Origin of the sequence: Rhizobium sp. GR12 (genome assembly GCF_036596185.1) — a bacterium.
Lineage (GTDB): Bacteria > Pseudomonadota > Alphaproteobacteria > Rhizobiales > Rhizobiaceae > Agrobacterium > Agrobacterium nepotum.
Genome location: NZ_JASXTH010000004.1, coordinates 142,222 through 161,411, shown reverse-complemented (window position 1 = coordinate 161,411; position 19,190 = coordinate 142,222). Strand labels below are relative to the sequence as shown.

Here is a 19,190-nt window from a genome sequence, read left to right as displayed (position 1 = left end):
GAGCGTCGGCCGGGAGGATGCGCAGTCCAGGTCGAAGAGTCATTGCAACCTGGATTCGCCATCAACGCGCCGCCATTCATTCGGGTCGATCAGACGTTGATGCATATAACGGACGGAGTGCAGCGGTCCGTCGAGATTGGCCTGCCGAAAATCGAGGAATTCTGCATCTGTGGAAGATCGGGGGCTAGATTATAGTCCTGCCAGACATGGGTATGAAGAACGGATTCGAATTCCGGGACGTGGTACAGGATGCGCGTGTTCGTGAGAGACCCTAGCCCCTGAACTGGCGACGGGGCAATCGCCGTCAGAGTGTGTCCACCTCGATATTCTCCAGCCGCAGTTTGTTCACGACTTCAAGGATGGCTGCAATCACCGCGTCGGGCCGAGTGAACTGGATATAATGTCCGGAATCCGGCAGAAGCTGGTGCCGGCTACGCGTCGACCAGGAGGCCTCGTCCTCTTGCAGCTTTCTCCAGACATCGCGACGACGTGTTTCCTCCCGTCGGGACTCCGCTTTTAACGAAACATCGCTGAGCGGCTCCATCGCCGTGAGCACGACCAGAGGGCGATTACCCAACGTGCGGAGGTTACCCGCCTCCGCCAGTGTCCGATCGATGTTCGTATTCTCAGAGACCACTGCCGTCAGTGACGGACTGACAAAGGCCCTGACCTGTTCTGTGACATATGTCGGAACGCCGGACACTCCGTCAGTCGACGCCATGAGGCGGATGATGCCGGTCCAGGCGAGGCTCGACGCGGTCTTCAAGACTTCGCTGGTGGAATCGGACGGCGCATCTGCCACTTCGGCAAATCGAGCGACCTGGTCCGGATGCGAGGCATCAACGAACACCAGCCCCACGACCTGATCGCCGAATTTTCGAGTGTAGGCCATACTGTAAGGCCCGCCGAGTGAATGAGCAACCAGAACGAAGGGCCCTTTTTCTCCGGCCGTTGTCAGAACCGCATGAAGATCGTCCGCCACCGCGTCGGCGTGCTGTGGCGTAGACTTTGGCTCGCTCCACATAATCCCCGCGCGATCATAGGTACAAGCGCGGGTGACAGCCGCCACGGAGTCATGCACCTTTGCCCACGAAAGCGCGCTGTAACTGTCGAGTCCTGCCTCGAAAATTACTGTCGGCGATCCCTGGCCGCGACAGTCGAGATGGATCTTGCGTCCCCCAATATCCACAAGCCTGCCTGCAGGCGGAAATTTCACCTCAGCCCAATCCCGCGACAGCGCCTCATAGGCACTGCCAGCCGCAACCAGCAGAACCAACAGCGCCACCAGACCGAGAGAAAAGCGCATGAAAGAGGCCATCAACGTGAGCCGGCGGAATGGTCGAGCGAGTTTCGATGCCATGTTACGGCTCCGTGAGAAAACACGTGGTGTTGCGCAATGCCGAAACATCGGGCAGGTGGAGAAAACGGCACGCACGGAGCCGTTGGGCACCCTGCGAATTGTGGCATCGCTGCCTATCGGCTCGCGCGTGATCGCGCCGGCACCGCCGCAGTTTCGCGAACGCCCAATTGCTCGCGGTCGGGAATCGCTCAGCGAGCGAACACATTACCAAACCAGCGAAGCAAGCTGGCGAATCGACGCGCCGTTAATCTGGCACAACTCCCTGCGCGGCAAACGCCGTTGACATCGCTGGAGGCGAAGACATGACTGAACAGTTTCAAGCATTCGCGAAGGAAACGCCAGCGCAGCAGAAAGCATGGTTTGCGGGCGGCTCGCAGCGGCGTCTGCATTGGAAACAATAACCTGCCATAAGATGGGGATGTCCGCTGGTCAGCAAACTTTCCTTGCCATCCCTACCGAGCGCGGGGCGGTTTCAGTGAAACCGAACTGCCGGTAGAGGCGGTTTGCCTGGCCGTCGGCGATCAGACTGACGTAAGCGCTCTCCGGCAACTGATTATCAATATGGTCCGACAGTGCTGCCATGATCATCTTACCAAGCCCCCTGCCCTGATGCTCGGGTGTTATCGCGATGTCGGTGACCTGAAAGAAGCAGCCTCCGTCGCCGATAATGCGACCCATACCGACTACCACGTCACCGCTCATCACGCTGACGCCAAAGATAGAGTTGGGCAAGCCTTTTTCGGCCGCCTCTCTCGTAAAGGGACTGAGACCGGACTGATGCCGCAGACGCAGATAGTCATCGACGTTCGGGATTCTACACTCGATGCGATAGCCATCCCGGGTCAATATGATACCCTCCATTACATGCTTTCTAACAGTGACGTCTTTGCAAACAGTCACCCGCCTGTGTCGCCGTACCGCTCTGTACCACGCAACTGGGAAATCCTGTTACAAATAATGTCTAACTGTCCCGGTGCCTGCTACTTGCCGAGCAACTTTTGCGTGCTTAAAAGGCGCATAGTCTCAATTCGCATCGCAGAGGACCAACTTCGTGGATCAGGTAAATACCCAGACCGGCAAGGGCCGGAGCAAAGCCCTATGGGCGACGGTTGCGATTATTGCTGTGGCTGCGGCGGGTGTCATCGGGGGCAAAGCCTTCTACGAAGCAAAGGTCAGCGAACTCGTTGCTCGCAGTGGCGCAACCGCCCGTTCCGTAGAGGTCGATTTTCTCGGACAGATTCATGTTCGTGATCTGACTTTGCCGCTTGCAGATGGCAAAAATATTCAAATTGCGGCTATCGATGGACGTCCCAAACTTCCTTTCCTGGATGGCGCGCTGGAAATGAATGACATCGATATTGATGTGCCAACCGGGAAGATCTCGATGGCGCATGCGCGCGTTGAGAATGCCGCTTTCGAAAAATCTGTCCCCGCAGAGGCCTCCGGCGATGGGAGTGACAAATCTCTCGCCAAACGTATAGAGCGCTTCGCCGCAACGCGCATCTCCACACCTGAGGTGACGTTCACGCAGTCCATGGCCGACACCGAGCAGAAGGCTGTTTACAAGAACGTTGCTTTTTCTGACATCGCCAACGGCCGTATCGTCAGGTATTCAGCCGACAACGCCAGCTACGACATCCAGATGGGCCTGCCGGACGGCAATGGTGTGGTGCAGAAAAAGCATCTGGTCGTGTCAACCGGCGCCACAGCTGGTCAGGACTTCGATACCGCTTACCTCGCAAGGCTCTACACGGAAAAAGCAGGCCCTGAAGACAAGGAAGCAAGGCCTCTTTATGGCCCGCTGTCCGTTAGCAAGATTTCGTTTTCTGACGGGGACAGTCATTTCAGCTATGACGAAGTGCGTAGCGACGGCTTCAGCGCCCGCATGCCGGCCGAGCCGCTTGTGGAAACGCTGGAAGCACTGACCGCGGCCGCAAAGACTGAGGAGCTTTCGCCGCAGGAACGCCAGGCATTTTTCGCCAAGGGTCTGTCCATTCTCGACATGATCGGCAAGAGCAACATGCAGTTGCTCGGGTTTAAGGCCGACGCACCGGACGAAAGCGAAGGGTCGGCCGGTAAAAGGGTCAACGTCGCCATTGACCGTATCGAAATGCAGATGGACAGCCGAAAGCTTGATTTCGGCCTGAATGGCATGTCGGTCGGAAGTGGCGAGGACAAGATCGAAGTCGCCGAGGCCAGCATCAAGGGCTTTGACTGGGGCTCCACAATCGACGGTCTTTCCCAGATCGTGGGGCTCGATGAGACACAGATTGAAACTTTTCCGTTCAATCACCTGATACCGGAACTGGGAACGGTCCGCGTCGGGGGTATCAACTTCGATGTCGCCGCTCCGAAAAAGGAAGAGGAAGAGACAGCGGGCACGCCGGAACGCATCAAGTTCACACTCAGGAATTTCGAGATGGGGCTGACAAAGCCCTTCAATGGCATCCCGACCGATATCCAGATCAGGCAGGATGACCTGGCTCTTCCCATCCCGGTAGATTCATCGGAGGAAGTCTTTGTTGAAGCGCGCAAGCTTGGCCTCGAGACCCTCGCCTTTTCTTACGCCCTCGCCGCAGGCTGGGACGAACCGAACAAGAATCTGGTGATCCGGGATATCGCTATCAGCGGCAAGGACATTGGCAGTGTCAATTTTTCCGGTCTGGTGAGCGGGTTCACAGAGGAGTTTTTCTCCTTCGACGTCAACCGCACTCAGGCCGCCCTTTTCGGGCTCGCGGGTCGCGAGGTGAAGCTCACGATCAGGGACGAAGGTATGATGGCCAAGGCTATCAAGCTTTATGCTCTACAAAACGAGATGACCGAGGATCAGGTGCGCGGCACTCTGACGTTGGTGGCCAGCGTGATGTTGCAGCAGGTCGCGGCTGAACAGCCGAAACTGCAAAGCGCGGTGGAAGCGCTGGTTCGCTTTATCAGCACTCCCGGCACCCTGACGGTAACGGTCAAATCCACAGGTGCAAATGGCCTTGGACTTTTTGATCTGGTTGCGGCGTCCGATAATCCGATGCTTCTTCTCGACAAAGTCGATATTCAGGCGACGGCCGAGTGAGCATTCCGCGCTCCCGAACGGCTCAATTTCCAGTTTTATGAGTTGAGTCAGTCCGGGGGCGAGCAGGTTTTTATCGCTCAAAAACAGGACACCGGAGACCAGAGTCTGAATCTCCAATCTCCGGTGCCAGCGTTCAAGGCGATGCTTTCGGTGCCTTACTTGGCGTCAGGCGTAAACAACGCGGCGACTGTCAAAACTCTTCCCAGTTATCCGCAGAGGTATTCAGCGCGGCGTTGCCAGAGAACGCGGCCCTGATTTTTCCACCAAGATTGCGGGCGGGAGAAGCTGTGGGTCTGTCCGCTGAAGAGGCAGTGCGAACCGGTGCAGAGGCTTCGCCGTAACCGCGTTCGGACAATTTAAACTGGGCAATCAACCCGTTGAGCGAGGAAGCCTCACGTGCGAGACCGTGGCTTGCGGCAGTGCTTTCCTCCACCATGGCGGCGTTTTTCTGGGTGTCCTGATCCATCTGGTTCACAGCCGTATTGATCTGCTGGAGACCGGAAGATTGCTCATGCGCGGATTCCGCGATTGCTAGGACGTGCCGGTTGATTTCCTGCACTTCCGTGACGATCAACTCCAACGCCCTGCCGGTTTCGCCAACCAGTTGCACGCCTTGCTGAACCTGACTATTCGATGTCGTGATCAGATTCTTGATCTCTTTGGCGGCACCGGCGGAACGCTGCGCCAGTTCGCGAACCTCCTGTGCGACAACGGCAAACCCTTTGCCTGCGTCACCGGCGCGGGCTGCTTCCACGCCCGCATTCAGTGCCAGAAGGTTCGTCTGGAAGGCGATCTCGTCGATCACGCCGATAATGTTGGAAATTTCGTTGGCGGATTTGGCGATCTGCTCCATTGCAGCAACGGCGTTCTGAACCACTGCCCCGGACTTTTCCGCGCCGATTTTTGCACGACCGACGAGTTGACCCGCCTCCTGCGCACGTCTGGTCGAGTCCTTCACCGTTGTGGTGATCTCTTCCAGCGCAGCCGCAGTTTCTTCAACGGCTGCCGCCTGCTGCTCCGTGCGTCTCGCCAGATCGTCTGCCGCAGCCCTGATCTCATTGGCGCCGGAGTCAATGCCGCGCGCATTCTGTGCCACCTGGCTCAGGGTCGATTGCAGTTGCTCCGCGGCCTTGTTGAAGTCGCCGCGAATGCCATCCAGGCTGGGCACGAAGGGTTGAACGATGCGGTAAGTCACATCGCCCTGAGAAATCTTCGAAAGCGCCGTAGCAAGGTTGTCGACGGCAAATTGCACGTCGGCGGATTCTTTCGCCTTCTGTTTTTCGCGCTCGATCCGATCCTTCTCCGAGGTTGACCGGTTGGCTTCAGTCTCGTTCTCAAGCCGGACACGCTCAATTGCGTTCTCGCGAAACGCCTGAACCGCAGCGGCCATCTGCCCGACTTCATCCCTGCGATCCATTCCGTCAATTTCGCTCGCCGTATCCCCGGCTGCCAGCGATCCCATCCGTGCCCGAAGCCGTGCGATCGGGGTGGTGATGCCACGGGAGGAAACAAACAGGCCAAGTGCAATCAGCGCCAATGAAACAAGTGCAATAGCGAGCAGACTTGTCCAGATCGTCGTGTCGGTGCTGGCTGTGAGACCCGCTCTCCCCTCGTTCATGACCTGGATAAGCTGCTCGTTACCCGCACTGATTTTCGGCGAGACCTCGGTTATCTTCCGCAGGACGTTGAGCGCCATCTGCTGTGCCTCGGCACGCTGTCCTGCCTGCGTCAGGGCAATGACCTGATTGCCGATGTCCTCAACTTCGACAACACCCTTAAGGATGTCACGGGCGGCATCCGTGCGAGCCGGCACAAGTTCCATGATCTTGTTCTGCCGTTCTTCGAGTTGCTTGCGGTCAGCTCTGAAGGTTTTAACGGCGGCTTCGAAATCACTGCTGGTCGGGTCATTAAGGCTGGCGCGAAGCATCTGCATGCCGAGCGCATTGAGGTTCCCGCTGGTTCTGGCATTCAGCACCGCAGCAAGGGCCTCATTGGCGATGAAATCGCTATAGACGTTATCGGTATTTTTGTATTGCAGGCTGACGTAGCTTATACCGGAAAGCGACATCAAACTCATCAGCGAGATGACAAAAACGACCTTCGTTTTTATCTTGGTGTTCTTCAGGAAAGACATGAATGGCCTCAAGGCAAGCGCTCCGCCAGCCGCCCGCTCGGGACGTCAGGGAACCATATGATGAAACATCGCTGGTAGCTGTTGCCCCTCATGGGGCGACAAGGGGATATCGTCGTTCGAACCGCCACGAGGCAGACCGAGTGAGCCACTTGTTCTACCGGCTCCGACGATGAAACATTGGAACCTGCTTATTTTAGATTTCACGAAACCACTGAATGAAGTGTTACCTCAGCCATGCAAATGATGACATTTTGCGGCGGCGCCAGATTGCGCGGGCATGGATTTTGAGCAGAGCGATATTGCGCCGTCAAACCGGCAACCCAAACAACAGGCCAGGCGCTCGGACAATTTACTATATTTGGCACATCACGTTGTGTTCGCGAGGGCAGTGCGACATTATTCCCGCCGGAGTTGAACTAACTCTGAAGCAGCCGGGAGGACGATGATGTTTCAAAACGGGTTCAAAACGGTGATATTTGGCGGTTTCTGCCTTTTATTCATGCAGGCGATAGCGGCAGCGGCGCCAGGACACACGACTGCGAATGTCAACATGCGCAGCGGCCCTGGAGCGGGCTATCAAAAGATCGCTACGCTGCCTGCGGGTGCGCGGGTGAACGTCGGTCGCTGTGTCTCCAACTGGTGCAGCGTGCGGGCGTTTGGTGTTTCGGGTTGGGTTTCAGCCAATTATGTGCGTCACGCGGGGTGGCAAAGACCCGTCGTGATTGCGCCGACGATCATCGTTCGTCCGCCGCACCGGCCGAGACCTCCGCACTGGAACAGGCCCGGCCGTCCTACATGCAGGATCGCTCCGGGTTATCCCTGCCCCCGGTGAAAAAATGGGCGCTTCCCAAACGGCTTCCTGGTTGTGACCTTTACGGACCAGTCTTTGAGTTTTGCGGAGCGGCCTGCCATTACTCCGGACTGAATTCTGGCCAAGTCTGATGCCGCCATTTTGGAGGGGCTATCGGGCTTGGTCTGATTTGTGGCTTCGAACGGTAGTTCATCTGAAATTCAAGCGGGCTGGGGCCGTTTGCCGGTCGAACGATCGGAATGATATTGGAAAAAATATCTGACAGGCGCATGGATAGTAACGCGCAATTGCGTCCGCGAGAGTACCGTTAGATGGAAGCAAGACGTTCCCGCATCATCGCACTTGGCGTTCTTCTGGGAGTCCTCGGCGCCGTCATCCCTATTGCGACAATGGCCTATACATCGTGGGTGATTGCCGTCAGGAAGGATCAGGACACCCTGAAAGGCCTTGCGAGCCAGGCAGTTCAACGTGCATCCGATACGTTCAAGGCCGCCAAGAATGTTCTGGGCACTGTCGAGGCCGCCCATCTGCCGCCGTGCTCCGCCGAACACATCGAATTGATGCGCAAGCTGACGATGAGTGCACCGACGGTGGAGGAGGTCGGGTACTTCGAGGACGGCCACCTGAAATGCACGTCCTGGGGCGTTACCGACGGGTCCTTTCCTAAATCCCGCACCGAATATACGACACCCGACGGAATGGAAGTCGCCGTCCGGATTGAGCCGACTGTCAGCCAGGGCACGCGAATGACGGCGCTTCACTTCGGCGCTCACAATGTTCTCGTCGCCCCCTCGCGTTTTGTCGATATTCTTATCGATGACAGCATGTCCCTTGCCCTTACAAACGAACAAGGCGTTCTGATAAACCAGCTGAACGCGCCCGACCCGCAGCTTGTGAAAGCACTGGCGGACGAATCCAAAAGAGGCATGACGGACGAGGTGATCTACGCCGTCAGCCGCGGTGACGGGCTGGTTGCCATTGCAATGGAACCGCGTGCAAACATTACCGCGAAGGTTCGGGGCGAGCAGGTATTTTACCTGCCCGCCGGTGCGATCATCGCGGCATTCCTTGTCGGGACGGTGATCTGGTTATCGAGGAACCGTCTGTCGCCCCTTGCCGAACTCGGCATTGCCGTCCGGAAGCACGAATTCATCGTTCACTACCAGCCGATCGTGGAACTGAAGACGGGTATCTGCATCGGAGCGGAGGCGCTTGTCCGATGGCGACGGCCGGACGGTCTTTTGGTGCGGCCTGATCTCTTCATTCCACTGGCGGAAGAAAGCGGGCTGATCCTGGCGATTACCGATCAGGTCGTCGATGCCATCGTCACCGATCTGCGGAAGGTGCTCGTCGAGGACCGAACATTGCATATCGCCGTCAACCTATGCGCGGCGGATGTCGCATCCGGTCGCATCCTCACCGTCATCGCGGAGAAGCTGAAGCATACGGGCATCAGGCCCGAGCAAGTCTGGCTGGAAGCGACGGAGCGCGGCTTCATCGATATCGAAGCGGCAAAGATCACGCTTGCCGAGGCGCGGCGGCGCGGCCACTCGGTAGCGATCGATGATTTCGGCACCGGTTATTCAAGCCTGCAATATCTGCAGGGTCTTCCGATGGATGCGTTGAAGATCGATAAATCCTTTGTCGACACGGTGGGTAAGGATACTGCGACAAGCTCGGTTACATCGCACATAATAGGCATGGCCAAAGCGCTCGGTCTGTTTACCGTGGCGGAGGGTATCGAGACCGAGGATCAGGCGGAATATCTCAAGGCGCAGGGCGTCGACTTTGGGCAAGGCTGGCTGTTTTCCAAAGCGCTGCCCGTCAGCGAATTCGTTGCCTACCATCGCCTCACGAAACAGAAATACGGGGCGTCCCCTGAAATCATTCAGGCGGCGGCCAAATAGAACGGCAACGCCGGTATGCGGGCAACCGGCTATCGCTGACTATCCATTGGACCTACCGCTCCTTGTCCAACTGAACCTTGGCTCTGAACTCGCCTTCGCTATCCTGAAGGAAGACCGGCCCCACGATCCGGACTGTCCGATCGCCACTCTGCGGCGAAACGGGTTTCGCGAAAGCCGCCACAGGGGATGTGACGTTTTGCGGCCTCAGAGACGGAACAGGAATTATGGAACCGGTGAGATCGGTGGTCGAAACGGTGCGGGCGCTGAGTTCGTTGATCCGCGCGAAATAGCGGGGCCAGTTGCATGAACTCGCGCCCGGATCGGTCTGGTATCGAAATGCGGTCGCAAGGCTTTTATATGGTGTTCTCGTCTCAACCGACAGCATCTCAGATGTTTCCAGCTGCGGATCTTCAAGAACATAGACAGTCATAGCCGGATTTTCGCAAATGAAGCGGCATTGGTCGATCGCGAATTTGGCATAATCCGATCCGCCAAACTGTGAGTTCGGCGCAGGAAAGTGATACCCGTCCGAGGGACGAACGCAATAATACAGGGCGTTGCGGGCATAGCTGCCGAAACCGTCGGATCCCCCCGCACGTCGCTCCGGCGCGGTCGTGCGCTGCTGTTTGGCGCTCTCGCATCCAAGCGCCTGGTAGCGTGCCTGCAACGAGACGGAACGCTCGCTCCGGCGGGCCGCCGCAAGCTCATTCTCGGCATCGGCCCGCTGGCGGGCAAGCCCCCGGCAGGCATTGAACAACCCGCCAGATGCGGCCTTCTCAGGCGTGCAGGACCGTTGTCTTTCGAGCACCCGGATGGCGGCTATCTGGCGCTGCTTCTGCGCTGTTTCCGCGCCGGATGCGCTGGCGCTCGCCCCAATCTGGCTTCTTATCGTCGAGCAGCTTTGGGCCGAAGCCGGGTCGGAGCCTGCAAGAAGGATCAGGCCGCATGTCGAGAGCAAAAACCAACGGAGCAACATGAGACAAGCTCACCTTACGTTAGAGAGTGGCATTACGGGTCTGATTTCCGGCGAGCGGCCAACTCTCCTGGTGTGCCGACCGCCTGCCGATCACCATTTGACGCTAAGGCCGATATTGCCCTCCCAGCTGCGCGTTTTCTCGCCTCCGAGATTGGTCGTATAGTCCACCGTCGCAAACAGGCTGACCGTCTCCGTCAGAGAGGCGGTGACGCCACCGCCAAGCTCGAGCGAGGTTCCGCCGATCTCGGTAACGATCGGATCGCCCGCAAAACGCACCGTCTGGTCGGATGAAAAGCTGTGCCAGAGATTTGCCTTGAGATAGGGCTGGATGAGCCCGGCGCCCGTCTCGTATTTGCCTTGCAGCCTCAAGCCCAGCCGGCCGGTGATGGTGTCATCGCTGTCGAAGGAGACCGAGGAAAAACGATCGGAGGTATCATCCAGCGAGAGATGGTGCCAGACGATCTGGGCTTGGGGTTCGAGGTTCCAGCGGTCGTTGAGAGCGATCGGATAGCCGCCTTCCAGCGAGGCGGTCACGCCGGAACCGTCGATGTCGATCGACTGGCCGGCATTTGAGGAGGCGTGGCCGTCGAACCAGGTTCCCATGAAGACGGCATCCACGTACCAGCCCTGCGGCGCGATGTGGCTCCAGTACCCGCCAACGCTTGTACCGCTGATTTTGACGTTACCCACGGAAAGGTCGTTCCAGCCAAGCGCCTGCCCCTTCACATCGCCATCCATTTTCGCATAGGCGACGAAAAGACCGAACCGGTCGAAATGCCCGTCGCCGGTTTCACGGCCGAGCAGATCCTGTCCGGCCTGAAGGCCGTAGAGATTGCCATCAAAGCTCGGCGAAACCGTACCGTCCCACTTCACCTCGGTGTTCTGCCCAAAGGTTCTGCCCCATGTATTGGGCATCCATCCGTCATCCTGAAGCAGCGCCTGTTCGCCGCGCCGCTCATGGAATGTGCCGAGTGTCGACAGAGCCAGATATTGCGCCAGGGGCTGCGCAGCCGAATAGGTCGGAACCTCGACGCGATAGAGCGGCACGATATCGGCAATCACCGGCGTGGCGCCCGGTGTTGGCGGCGTGGCGGTGGCGGAGGGGATCAGTGCGAGCGTGGTCGGCGGCACGGGTGGCGCAGGAGGAGGATCTGCAGCCTCTGCCGCCTGTGGCGTGGGTGGAGCTTCCGGCTGCGGATCGCCCGCATTGATGGGAGGCGTCGGGTCCGTCGGATCCGTCGTCGGATCTCCCTCGGTCGGAATGGGCGTCGGCGGCAGTTGCGAAGGCGGCGGCGCTCCGGTGATATCAGGCGCCTCGGCCTCCGGTACAACGATCGGCTGAAGCGGGTCCGGGGCGCCTGCAATCGCCCCGCCGCCTGACACGATCGTCGAGCGGAGATACCAATTGTCCTGAGTGCCGGCCGAAACGCCACCTTTGAACAGATAATATTCGTAGGCACCGGCGGCAACGCGGCTGTTGAGCGCAAATGCGCCGCCGGTGGTGGCCGCACCGTTCACGGCCTCGACAACCATGATCCCGCTTGCGGTTGTCATCGCACCGGAACCTCCGGCATTGACCACGTTCATCCCCGTGCTGCCGGATGCAGTGCCTCCGTCGATGACCAGTCTGTCGGAAGCGGAGCCGTCGCTGCCTAGAACTGTGTCGAGAAAGATCTGGCCGCCATTGCCCAGGTAATTGCCGGAGATCGTGAACGTATCCGAGGCACTGGCGCCGCCATTGGTGAGATCGATGCGACCTGAATTTACCAGATTGGCGAAAGCACCGGCCGTGAAGGCGGAAACTCTTCCGTTCTGCCCGCCGCCATAGATCGTGCTGGCGGAATCCACCGTCAACGTGCCCGCGCCGGTACCGCTGTCACCAAGCGTCAGCGTTCCGCCGAAAACAAGCTCGCTGTCATTGGTGAGGTTTATCGTTTCCCAGCTGTCGAAGCGGGCGACGCCTTGTGTCTTGACGTTGTTCATCGTCAGGCTGTCGGTTCCCAGACCACCGCTTATCTGTGTGGTCGCGCCTATGTGGGCATTGGCCAGATTGGTGAGCGTGGCGGTGTCGTTATCCCCGCCAAGGTCGATCGCACCATAGATGATGCCGCCGCCATTCCAGTCGAACCTGTCGTTGCCGAAGCTCATCAGCACGTTGCCGCCAATCACGCCACCGGTAACGGTTACGCTGTCGGTTCCGCCGCTGACGCTGATGTTGCCGCCGATCGTTCCGTCCGAGAGAATGATGGTGTCATTGCCAAAACCCGTCACCAGGTTTTTGTCGATAATGCCGCCCGACATGTCGAAGACGTTATCGTCGAGCTTCATGTTGACACGGCCGATACGGCCACCCGTCATGGTAGCGATATCGCCATCGTCAAAGGCATCGATGATACGTCCATCAGACATGAAGAAATTGTCGAGATTGTCGCCCTGATTGAGCGACTGGATGGTGCCGCCCGTCATCCGGAAATCGTCTATGCCGCTGCCTTGCTGCACATTGCCGGTAACGGTCCCGCCGGAAATAACAACGCTGTCGTTGCCGTCTCCCTGGACGACAGCGCCGTTAATACTGCCGGAATAAATTTCGATCCTGTCTGCACCGGCGCCAAATGTGACGTTGCCCGCGATGGTCCCCGTGCCGGCGGCTGGAAGAAGCAGCGTATTATCACCGCTGAGATCGCTCAAACCGCCGATGGACGTCCCGCTGTCACAGATATAGGTGTCATTTCCGGGAGTTGGAAGAAAACTGCAGGCCGCGCCCGCGGGAGTGGTGGAAAGGAAAAACAATCCGGTCATAAGTGTCGTGCCGGACAAAAGTGTCGTGGTCCGGTTGATAATGATACGGTAACGCATCGTCCTCCGCCTTTCGGTATCCGCAGCCACCAAGCCTTCGCGCTGGCGAAGTACAACTCCCCCGAGCTTCTTCCCGTGAATATTAAAGACTGCTAATTTTTACCGGCACAACCAAGGATCGATCGAGGTGCTGCCGTTTTTTGTGATGATGTGGCAGGAATGCGACAAATTGACGCGGACTTCGCAAACAAGAAGTTACTTCTTATGGTTGAAAATTAGTAGCCACGACAAAAACGTCCATCCTCTCGGTCTGCGTACCGAGGGCTCGCGGAATAACAAGGTCCATCTCTTTGGTGCACGACTCAGGAGGCTCATGGCCATGGCATAACGCCGTGCGGCACGAAGCAGAGCCACCTCATGGGGCGAACGCATTCCCCGAACGTGCAAAAGCAGAACGCCGGAGCATCGCCCCGGCGTTTCGTCTCAAGCTACCAGACCCTTGGTCAACTCCAGCGCCTGCCGCTCGAACAGCCGGCGATAGATGCCGTCGTTGAGCCGGATCAGCGCCTGGTGGTCGCCCTCTTCGACAATCCTGCCTTTGTCGAACACCAGCAGCCGGTCCAGCGCCCGCACCGTGGAGAGCCGATGTGCGATGACCAGCGTAGTGCGGCCGTCCATCAGGCGTTCCATGGCCTGCTGGATCTGCACTTCGCTCTCGCTGTCGAGGCTCGACGTCGCCTCGTCCAGGATCAGGAGTGGCGCATCCGCGAGGAAAGCACGGGCAATGGCGACACGCTGCCGTTCTCCCCCCGACAACTTGACACCGCGTTCCCCCACCATGGTCTCATAGCCCTTGGGAAGGGACATGATGAAATCGTGGGCGCTCGCCTGTTTCGCCGCCTGCTCGATTTGCCACCGCGAGGCGTCCGGCCGTCCATAGGCGATGTTTTCCGCCAGCGTGCGGTGAAACAGGATGGGCTCCTGCTGCACGATGGCGATCTGGCTGCGCAGGTTTGCCTGACAGACCTTGGCGATATTCTGCCCGTCAATGCGAATCGAGCCCGAATTCACATCGTAAAGCCGCTGGATAAGCTTGACGAAGGTCGTCTTGCCCGAACCCGAATGCCCGACCAGCCCCACACGCTCGCCCGGTTTGATGGTGACCGAAAAGTCGTCATAAAGCGGGCTGGGATGCGCGCCATATTGAAAAGTGACACGATCGAAGACGATCTCGCCCTTCTCTATCCTGATCGGCGTGGCATCCGGCCTGTCTTCGACACCCAAAGGCATCTTCTCGAGCAGCACAAGTTCTTCCATGTCGTTGACGGCACGTTGCAGGTTGCGGATGTCCTGGCCGACATTGCGCAGATAGCCCTGCAAGACGAAGAACATCGCCAGCACGAAGGTGATGTCGCCCGGCGTCGCCAGCCCCTTTTGCCACATGAGAAGGCCCGTTCCAAGGATACCGGCCTGCATGGAGACCATCATGAAGCCCTGGATCGTGCCACTCAGCGTGCCGCGTTTCCATGTCCTGCGCGTGCGCTTATCCCACTTGGCCAGCACGTGGCCCAGCCGGGATTCTTCGCGATTTTCGGCGCCGAAGGCTTTGACGACCGAATTGCAGCTGATAGCATCCGCCAGCGCGCCGCCGAGCTTGGTGTCCCAGGCGTTGGCAAGTCTTGCCGCCGGCGACACGAAACCCATGGAGAGCGCCACGGTGACGCCGATATAGATCAGCGATCCAGCACCGACGATCAGGCCCATGACCGGCCAGTAGCTGCCAAGCACGATGGTGGCGCCCACAAGCATCACGATGGACGGCAGGAGCGCAATGAGCAGCAGGTCGTTGAGTGAATCAAGCGCCCACATGCCACGCGTGATCTTGCGAACCGTCGAGCCGGCAAAGCTGTTGGCATGCCAGTCGGTCGAGAACCGCTGTACCCGGTGGAAACCGTTATTCGTGACATCCGCCATGGTCCGCAGCGTCAGCCGGATAATGCCGGTAAAGATGAACCAGCGCAGCACCACACTGGTCAGCCCCAGCGTCACCACGATGACGAAGGCGCGCAGTGCCCGATCGTCCCCGCTGCCGCCAGCAATGGCATCGACGATCTGGCCGGAAAAAACCGGTACCATGACTTCGGCCAATGTGCTGGCAATGACCAGTACAATAAGAGTTCCAACCAGAAGCGGCCGGTGGCTCCAGTGGTGGAAAACAAAGCCGAGCACATGGCGATAGGCATCGGCGCGGAAATCGAGCTTCTTGCGAGACATTTTAACCAGCCCGGCGCCATGCGTTCGGCAACCGGTCCTCAGAATAGAGAGTTGGATGGCACAGCCCGGCCAGAAGACGAAATGATCCCGTCAGATCAATCGGGCTATGAAGGAAAAAACCGCATGTCGTGCGCGCTCAGGGCGGGGCACGAATGGAAATGACCTAGTGTCGGTTCATTCCACGCGGGAGGACTTCGATGAATGTTGGTGTCATGCAACGCCTCCCTTGGGTTCGATTTGACGCGATGAGTAATTTGTACCCGACCGGCACGCCATTGCCAACCGGGTTTTTGCAACCTTACGAAACGTGATGCAAAAAAAGCACAATTTATGGGCTGTCAGGTTTAGGGGCGGAATGCCGGAACCTGTCGATGCCGCGGGCGCGGACATGGGTTTCCCGCAGCCGCCGCTTTGCGCTGCGCACCCGAAGCAAAGGTGCGCAGCAGTTCAGAGACTTAGAGAACGTCCCGTTTAAACGGAATCGCTCGACACGAGCTATCTCTTTGTTTTCGCCCATTTTCCAGACATGAATCCGCTATGGGCTTTTACCGGAAATGCTCTGGCATGCAGTGCTCGATCAGTCCATCTGCACGTTTGCGTTCTTGACGACGGGCTCCCACTTTGCGATTTCCGCCGCAACGTGGCTTTTCAGCTCATCGGGCGAAGAGGCGACGATCCTGGCGCTGAACTCCGCCATGCGTGCAGCAACGGCCGGATCGGCAAGCGCTTTCTTGGCAGCGGCATTTAGCGTATCCACCACCTCGGCCGGCGTGCCGGCAGGCGCAAACAGCGCATTCCAGGTGTAGGTTTCATAGCCCGGCACGGTTTCGGCAATGGTCGGCAGATCCGGGAACGACGAGGCGCGTTCAGCGGTCGTTACGCCAAGCGCCCGTAAGGTGCCGGATTTGATGTGGCCGGACGACGAAGGCAGATTGTCGAACATGATCGAGATCTGGTTGCCGAGAAGATCGTTGAGCGCCGGACCTGCGCCCTTATAGGGAACGTGCTGCATACTCACGCCCGTCATGCTCTTGAACAGTTCACCTGAAAGATGCAGCGGCGTGCCGTTGCCGGAAGACGCATAGGCATATTTATCCGGTTCGGCTTTTAAGAGCGCGATCAGTTCCGCGACGCTGTTGACGTTCAGCTTCGGATTGACGACCAGCACATTCGGAACCACCACCAGAAGCGAGACCGGGGCGAAATCCTTTTCCGGGTCATAGGGCTTTGTCTTGAGAATAAGCGGATTGAGCGCGTGGGTGGCAACGGTACCCATCAGGATCGTGTAACCGTCGGGTTCGGCCCGTGCGACACGGTCGGCGCCGAGATTGCCACCGGCTCCGGCAATATTTTCAACCACGATCTGGTGACCAAGCTCATCGCCCATCTTCTGTGCGATAACCCGGGCAACCACATCGGTGGAGCCGCCCGCAGCGAAGGGTACGACCAGCGTAATCGTTCGATCAGGAAAGCCCTGCGCGCTTGCCGTCATTCCCAACATGCAAAAAGAAACTGCCGTGGCGCCAAGTTTCAACAACATGCGCCGTCTCAAAGACCGGTAATTCATGAACCCTCCTGTGGAATGGCCTCCCCGCCATCGGCGCATAGTAGCTCAAATGGCCTTGAGAGCAAGCAATTGACATTGCGGCCGGAAAACGAGACGGAGCCTAGCGACTGAACAAAAATCCGGGCAGCCCTGCGGCCGCCCGGTGTTGTCAACGGTTGCGGCAAGTCAGCCGAACAGCGCGAGGCTGCTTCTGACGGTGACCCACACACCCCAGAGGAGCGGTATGCCGACGGCGGCCCAGGCGAGCGCGGCCTTGGCATCGAGACCGCCCCTGCCGATGCCGAAGGAACCGGTCGGCCCGGCATTGGCGGCGGCGGTCTTGGCCTGCAGTGCGGCCACTTCCGCATCCGGCATGAACCATTTCTCAGGCAGCGGCCGCACCAGCGCGTTGGCGATAAGGCCAATCGCCAGCATGCCCGCCAATATATACATGGTGCTGGTATAGAGCGCCGGCCCCGGCGCGACACCGGCCGCGATCTGTGCTTCGCGGATGTAATTGACGACCACCGGCCCGGCAATGCCCGCCGTTGCCCAGGCCGTCAGCAGGCGGCCATGGATCGCGCCGACGAACTGCGTGCCGAAGATATCGGCGAGATAGGCGGGAATAGTTGCGAAGCCACCGCCATACATAGACAGGATGATACCCAGCGCCAGAACGAAGAACGCCTTGGAACCCATCGTCGCCAGCGTCGGCGCCAGCGCATACAGAATGATGCCGAGAACGAAGAAGCAGAAATAGGTATTCTTGCGGCCGATCTTGTCGGACATCGACGCCCAGAAGAAGCGGCCGCCGATGTTGAACAGCGAAAGCAGGCCGGTAAAACCCGCTGCAATGGCGGCGATCTGGCCTTTCTGGCCGGCATCCAGCTCGGCAAAGCCCACACCGGGCAGCCCGATCAGCGAACCGGCGAAAATTTCCTGCAGCATTGGCGATGCCATGCCGATCACGCCGATACCCGCTGACACGTTGAGGCACAGGACCGCCCAGATGAGCCAGAATTGCTTCGTCTTGTGCGCATCGCGCAGATGAACGTGGCGGTTGGTGATCATCGCGCTTTTGGCTGCCGGGGCCGTCCAGCCTTCCGGACGCCAGCCCGCCGGCGGGATGCGATAACCGAAGGCCCCCGCCATCATGAAGGCGAAATAGATCAGCGCCATGACGACGAAGGTCTGCCAGACGCCGACTGTTGTGTCCGTCTTGAAGGTATTCATCAGGAGATTGGCAAGCGGTGCGCCGATCATCGCGCCGCCGCCAAAACCCATGATGGCCATGCCGGTCGCCATTCCGCGGCGGTCGGGAAACCATTTGATCAATGTCGATACCGGCGAGATGTAACCGAGACCAAGACCGACGCCGCCGATGACACCTGCCCCGACCCACATCAGCCAGAGTTGGTGCGTCATCACACCAAGCGCTGCGACCAGAATACCGCCGCACCAGCAGCAGGCGGAAACGAAGCCTGCCTTGCGCGGCCCCACTCTTTCCAGCCATCCGCCCCAGATCGCCGCCGAGCATCCGAGCAATACGAAGAACAGCGTATAGATCCAGCCCAGATCTGCCACGCGCCAGTTGCACTCGGTAGTGAACAGCGCGCCGACAAGGGTAAGGCTGGCGCAACTGGGGTCCGTCGCCGGCAGCGCCTTAGACAGCGGCAGCCAGAAGACGCTGAAGCCATAGGCCATGCCGATGCACAGGTGAATGGCCAATGCCGCCGGCGGCACCAGCCAGCGGTTGAAGCCCGGTTTTGCTATAATCCGTTCGCGGTCCAGAAAGCCGGCTTGCGCCGTCCTTCCCGCAGATATGTCTGCAACTGCCATCGATATTACCTCCCTCGTGAATATCTGGACTACCATGCTGCACCCCATTGGCCGCATCGACCGGGCGTAACCGAAACCGCCGCATGTCCTCCCAAACGGCGATGCCTGCTTGCGGCGTTTCGCCGCCTATCCTTACGTGGTTTCGGGAATGCTCGGTTCGGAAAGGGACAAGCCCGCAGCAGCGCCCTCGCCGCCCGGCGCACCCTTGGCGTCGTCACCTAGCCCGACCGCATCGGCGACTGGCGCTCCGGGCCTCCTGATCTTGAGCGCTGCGGCGAGCACCAGCGGCAAAAACTCCCCGGCACCTGCATCCACCATCTCGAAAAACCGTTTGCGCATACGGGGTTCCCAGAATTTGTTAATGTGAGTGGCAACACCTTCGACGCGGATATCGTCCGGCTGGGAGAGGAAAAAAGTCGCGATCTGGTTCGCCATTCTCACCAGTTTTTCGTCGGTGTGATTAAGCAGCATGGCTGTTTT

Annotated in this window: 13 protein-coding genes and 1 pseudogene; 4 read left to right on the top strand and 10 right to left on the bottom strand. The window is 58.8% G+C overall.

Going from position 1 to position 19,190, the window contains the following annotated elements; translation table 11 throughout:
* Window positions 1-39: 39 nt before the first annotated feature.
* Both QSK43_RS08565 and QSK43_RS08560 read right to left on the bottom strand, forming a co-directional pair.
* Window positions 40-308: pseudogene (locus QSK43_RS08565) on the bottom strand (aspartate-semialdehyde dehydrogenase).
* Window positions 305-1,306 (bottom strand): alpha/beta fold hydrolase, encoded by a 1,002-nt coding sequence (locus QSK43_RS08560; protein WP_332303096.1) that lies wholly within the window; start codon window positions 1,304-1,306, stop codon window positions 305-307. Before QSK43_RS08560 ends, QSK43_RS08565 begins: the two are co-directional and overlap by 4 nt.
* Between QSK43_RS08560 and QSK43_RS27150 the strand changes: the two genes are divergently transcribed.
* Entirely contained in the window at window positions 1,305-1,643 is a 339-nt protein-coding gene (locus tag QSK43_RS27150; RefSeq protein ID WP_442967804.1) for a hypothetical protein, read from the top strand. The two genes, QSK43_RS08560 and QSK43_RS27150, sit on opposite strands and share 2 nt — an antisense overlap.
* A 146-nt stretch (window positions 1,644-1,789) precedes the next feature.
* On the opposite strand, the gene QSK43_RS08550 is transcribed toward QSK43_RS27150, so the two are convergent.
* Window positions 1,790-2,221: a GNAT family N-acetyltransferase gene (locus tag QSK43_RS08550; protein ID WP_332303095.1), complete on the bottom strand. Its 432-nt coding sequence runs from the start codon at window positions 2,219-2,221 to the stop codon at window positions 1,790-1,792.
* Between the two features lie 190 nt (window positions 2,222-2,411).
* On the opposite strand from QSK43_RS08550, the gene QSK43_RS08545 reads away from it, so the two are divergent.
* Entirely contained in the window at window positions 2,412-4,427 is a 2,016-nt protein-coding gene (locus QSK43_RS08545) for a hypothetical protein (protein WP_332303094.1), read from the top strand.
* Between the two features lie 190 nt (window positions 4,428-4,617).
* On the opposite strand, the gene QSK43_RS08540 is transcribed toward QSK43_RS08545, so the two are convergent.
* The gene (locus QSK43_RS08540) at window positions 4,618-6,561 is read right to left on the bottom strand and encodes a methyl-accepting chemotaxis protein (protein ID WP_332303093.1); all 1,944 of its coding nucleotides are present in this window, start codon (window positions 6,559-6,561) and stop codon (window positions 4,618-4,620) included.
* A gap of 442 nt (window positions 6,562-7,003) precedes the next feature.
* On the opposite strand from QSK43_RS08540, the gene QSK43_RS08535 reads away from it, so the two are divergent.
* Window positions 7,004-7,393 (top strand): SH3 domain-containing protein, encoded by a 390-nt coding sequence (locus tag QSK43_RS08535; RefSeq protein ID WP_332303092.1) that lies wholly within the window; start codon window positions 7,004-7,006, stop codon window positions 7,391-7,393.
* Window positions 7,394-7,683: 290 nt separating this feature from the next.
* Window positions 7,684-9,279: an EAL domain-containing protein gene (locus QSK43_RS08530; RefSeq protein WP_332303091.1), complete on the top strand. Its 1,596-nt coding sequence runs from the start codon at window positions 7,684-7,686 to the stop codon at window positions 9,277-9,279.
* A 52-nt stretch (window positions 9,280-9,331) separates the two neighbouring features.
* Here the strand turns inward: QSK43_RS08530 and QSK43_RS08525 are convergent, their stop codons facing one another.
* From QSK43_RS08525 to QSK43_RS08500, 6 genes are all read right to left on the bottom strand, one after another.
* Entirely contained in the window at window positions 9,332-10,255 is a 924-nt protein-coding gene (locus tag QSK43_RS08525; RefSeq protein WP_332303090.1) for a DUF2865 domain-containing protein, read from the bottom strand.
* Window positions 10,256-10,345: 90 nt separating this feature from the next.
* Window positions 10,346-13,111, bottom strand: coding sequence for an autotransporter family protein (locus QSK43_RS08520; protein ID WP_332303089.1), 2,766 nt, complete (start codon window positions 13,109-13,111; stop codon window positions 10,346-10,348).
* A gap of 423 nt (window positions 13,112-13,534) precedes the next feature.
* Entirely contained in the window at window positions 13,535-15,325 is a 1,791-nt protein-coding gene (locus tag QSK43_RS08515; RefSeq protein WP_332303088.1) for an ABC transporter ATP-binding protein, read from the bottom strand.
* A 577-nt stretch (window positions 15,326-15,902) separates the two neighbouring features.
* Complete coding sequence (locus tag QSK43_RS08510; protein ID WP_332303087.1) at window positions 15,903-16,892, bottom strand: Bug family tripartite tricarboxylate transporter substrate binding protein; 990 nt, start codon at window positions 16,890-16,892, stop codon at window positions 15,903-15,905.
* Window positions 16,893-17,057: 165 nt separating this feature from the next.
* Window positions 17,058-18,710: an OFA family MFS transporter gene (locus QSK43_RS08505; RefSeq protein WP_332303086.1), complete on the bottom strand. Its 1,653-nt coding sequence runs from the start codon at window positions 18,708-18,710 to the stop codon at window positions 17,058-17,060.
* Between the two features lie 132 nt (window positions 18,711-18,842).
* Window positions 18,843-19,181: a formate dehydrogenase subunit delta gene (locus tag QSK43_RS08500; RefSeq protein WP_332303085.1), complete on the bottom strand. Its 339-nt coding sequence runs from the start codon at window positions 19,179-19,181 to the stop codon at window positions 18,843-18,845.
* Between the last annotated feature and the right edge of the window lie 9 nt (window positions 19,182-19,190).

What these genes read in the sequence shown, in the direction of transcription:
- QSK43_RS08550 (WP_332303095.1), bottom strand. Translation starts at nt 2,221, where the DNA reads ATGGAGGGTATCATATTGACCCGGGATGGCTATCGCATCGAGTGTAGA.
- QSK43_RS08505 (WP_332303086.1), bottom strand. Translation starts at nt 18,710, where the DNA reads ATGGCAGTTGCAGACATATCTGCGGGAAGGACGGCGCAAGCCGGCTTT.
- QSK43_RS08525 (WP_332303090.1), bottom strand. Translation starts at nt 10,255, where the DNA reads ATGTTGCTCCGTTGGTTTTTGCTCTCGACATGCGGCCTGATCCTTCTT.
- QSK43_RS27150 (WP_442967804.1), top strand. Translation starts at nt 1,305, where the DNA reads ATGAAAGAGGCCATCAACGTGAGCCGGCGGAATGGTCGAGCGAGTTTC.
- QSK43_RS08510 (WP_332303087.1), bottom strand. Translation starts at nt 16,892, where the DNA reads ATGAATTACCGGTCTTTGAGACGGCGCATGTTGTTGAAACTTGGCGCC.
- QSK43_RS08530 (WP_332303091.1), top strand. Translation starts at nt 7,684, where the DNA reads ATGGAAGCAAGACGTTCCCGCATCATCGCACTTGGCGTTCTTCTGGGA.
- QSK43_RS08540 (WP_332303093.1), bottom strand. Translation starts at nt 6,561, where the DNA reads ATGTCTTTCCTGAAGAACACCAAGATAAAAACGAAGGTCGTTTTTGTC.
- QSK43_RS08515 (WP_332303088.1), bottom strand. Translation starts at nt 15,325, where the DNA reads ATGTCTCGCAAGAAGCTCGATTTCCGCGCCGATGCCTATCGCCATGTG.
- QSK43_RS08535 (WP_332303092.1), top strand. Translation starts at nt 7,004, where the DNA reads ATGATGTTTCAAAACGGGTTCAAAACGGTGATATTTGGCGGTTTCTGC.
- QSK43_RS08500 (WP_332303085.1), bottom strand. Translation starts at nt 19,181, where the DNA reads ATGCTGCTTAATCACACCGACGAAAAACTGGTGAGAATGGCGAACCAG.
- QSK43_RS08560 (WP_332303096.1), bottom strand. Translation starts at nt 1,306, where the DNA reads ATGCGCTTTTCTCTCGGTCTGGTGGCGCTGTTGGTTCTGCTGGTTGCG.
- QSK43_RS08520 (WP_332303089.1), bottom strand. Translation starts at nt 13,111, where the DNA reads ATGCGTTACCGTATCATTATCAACCGGACCACGACACTTTTGTCCGGC.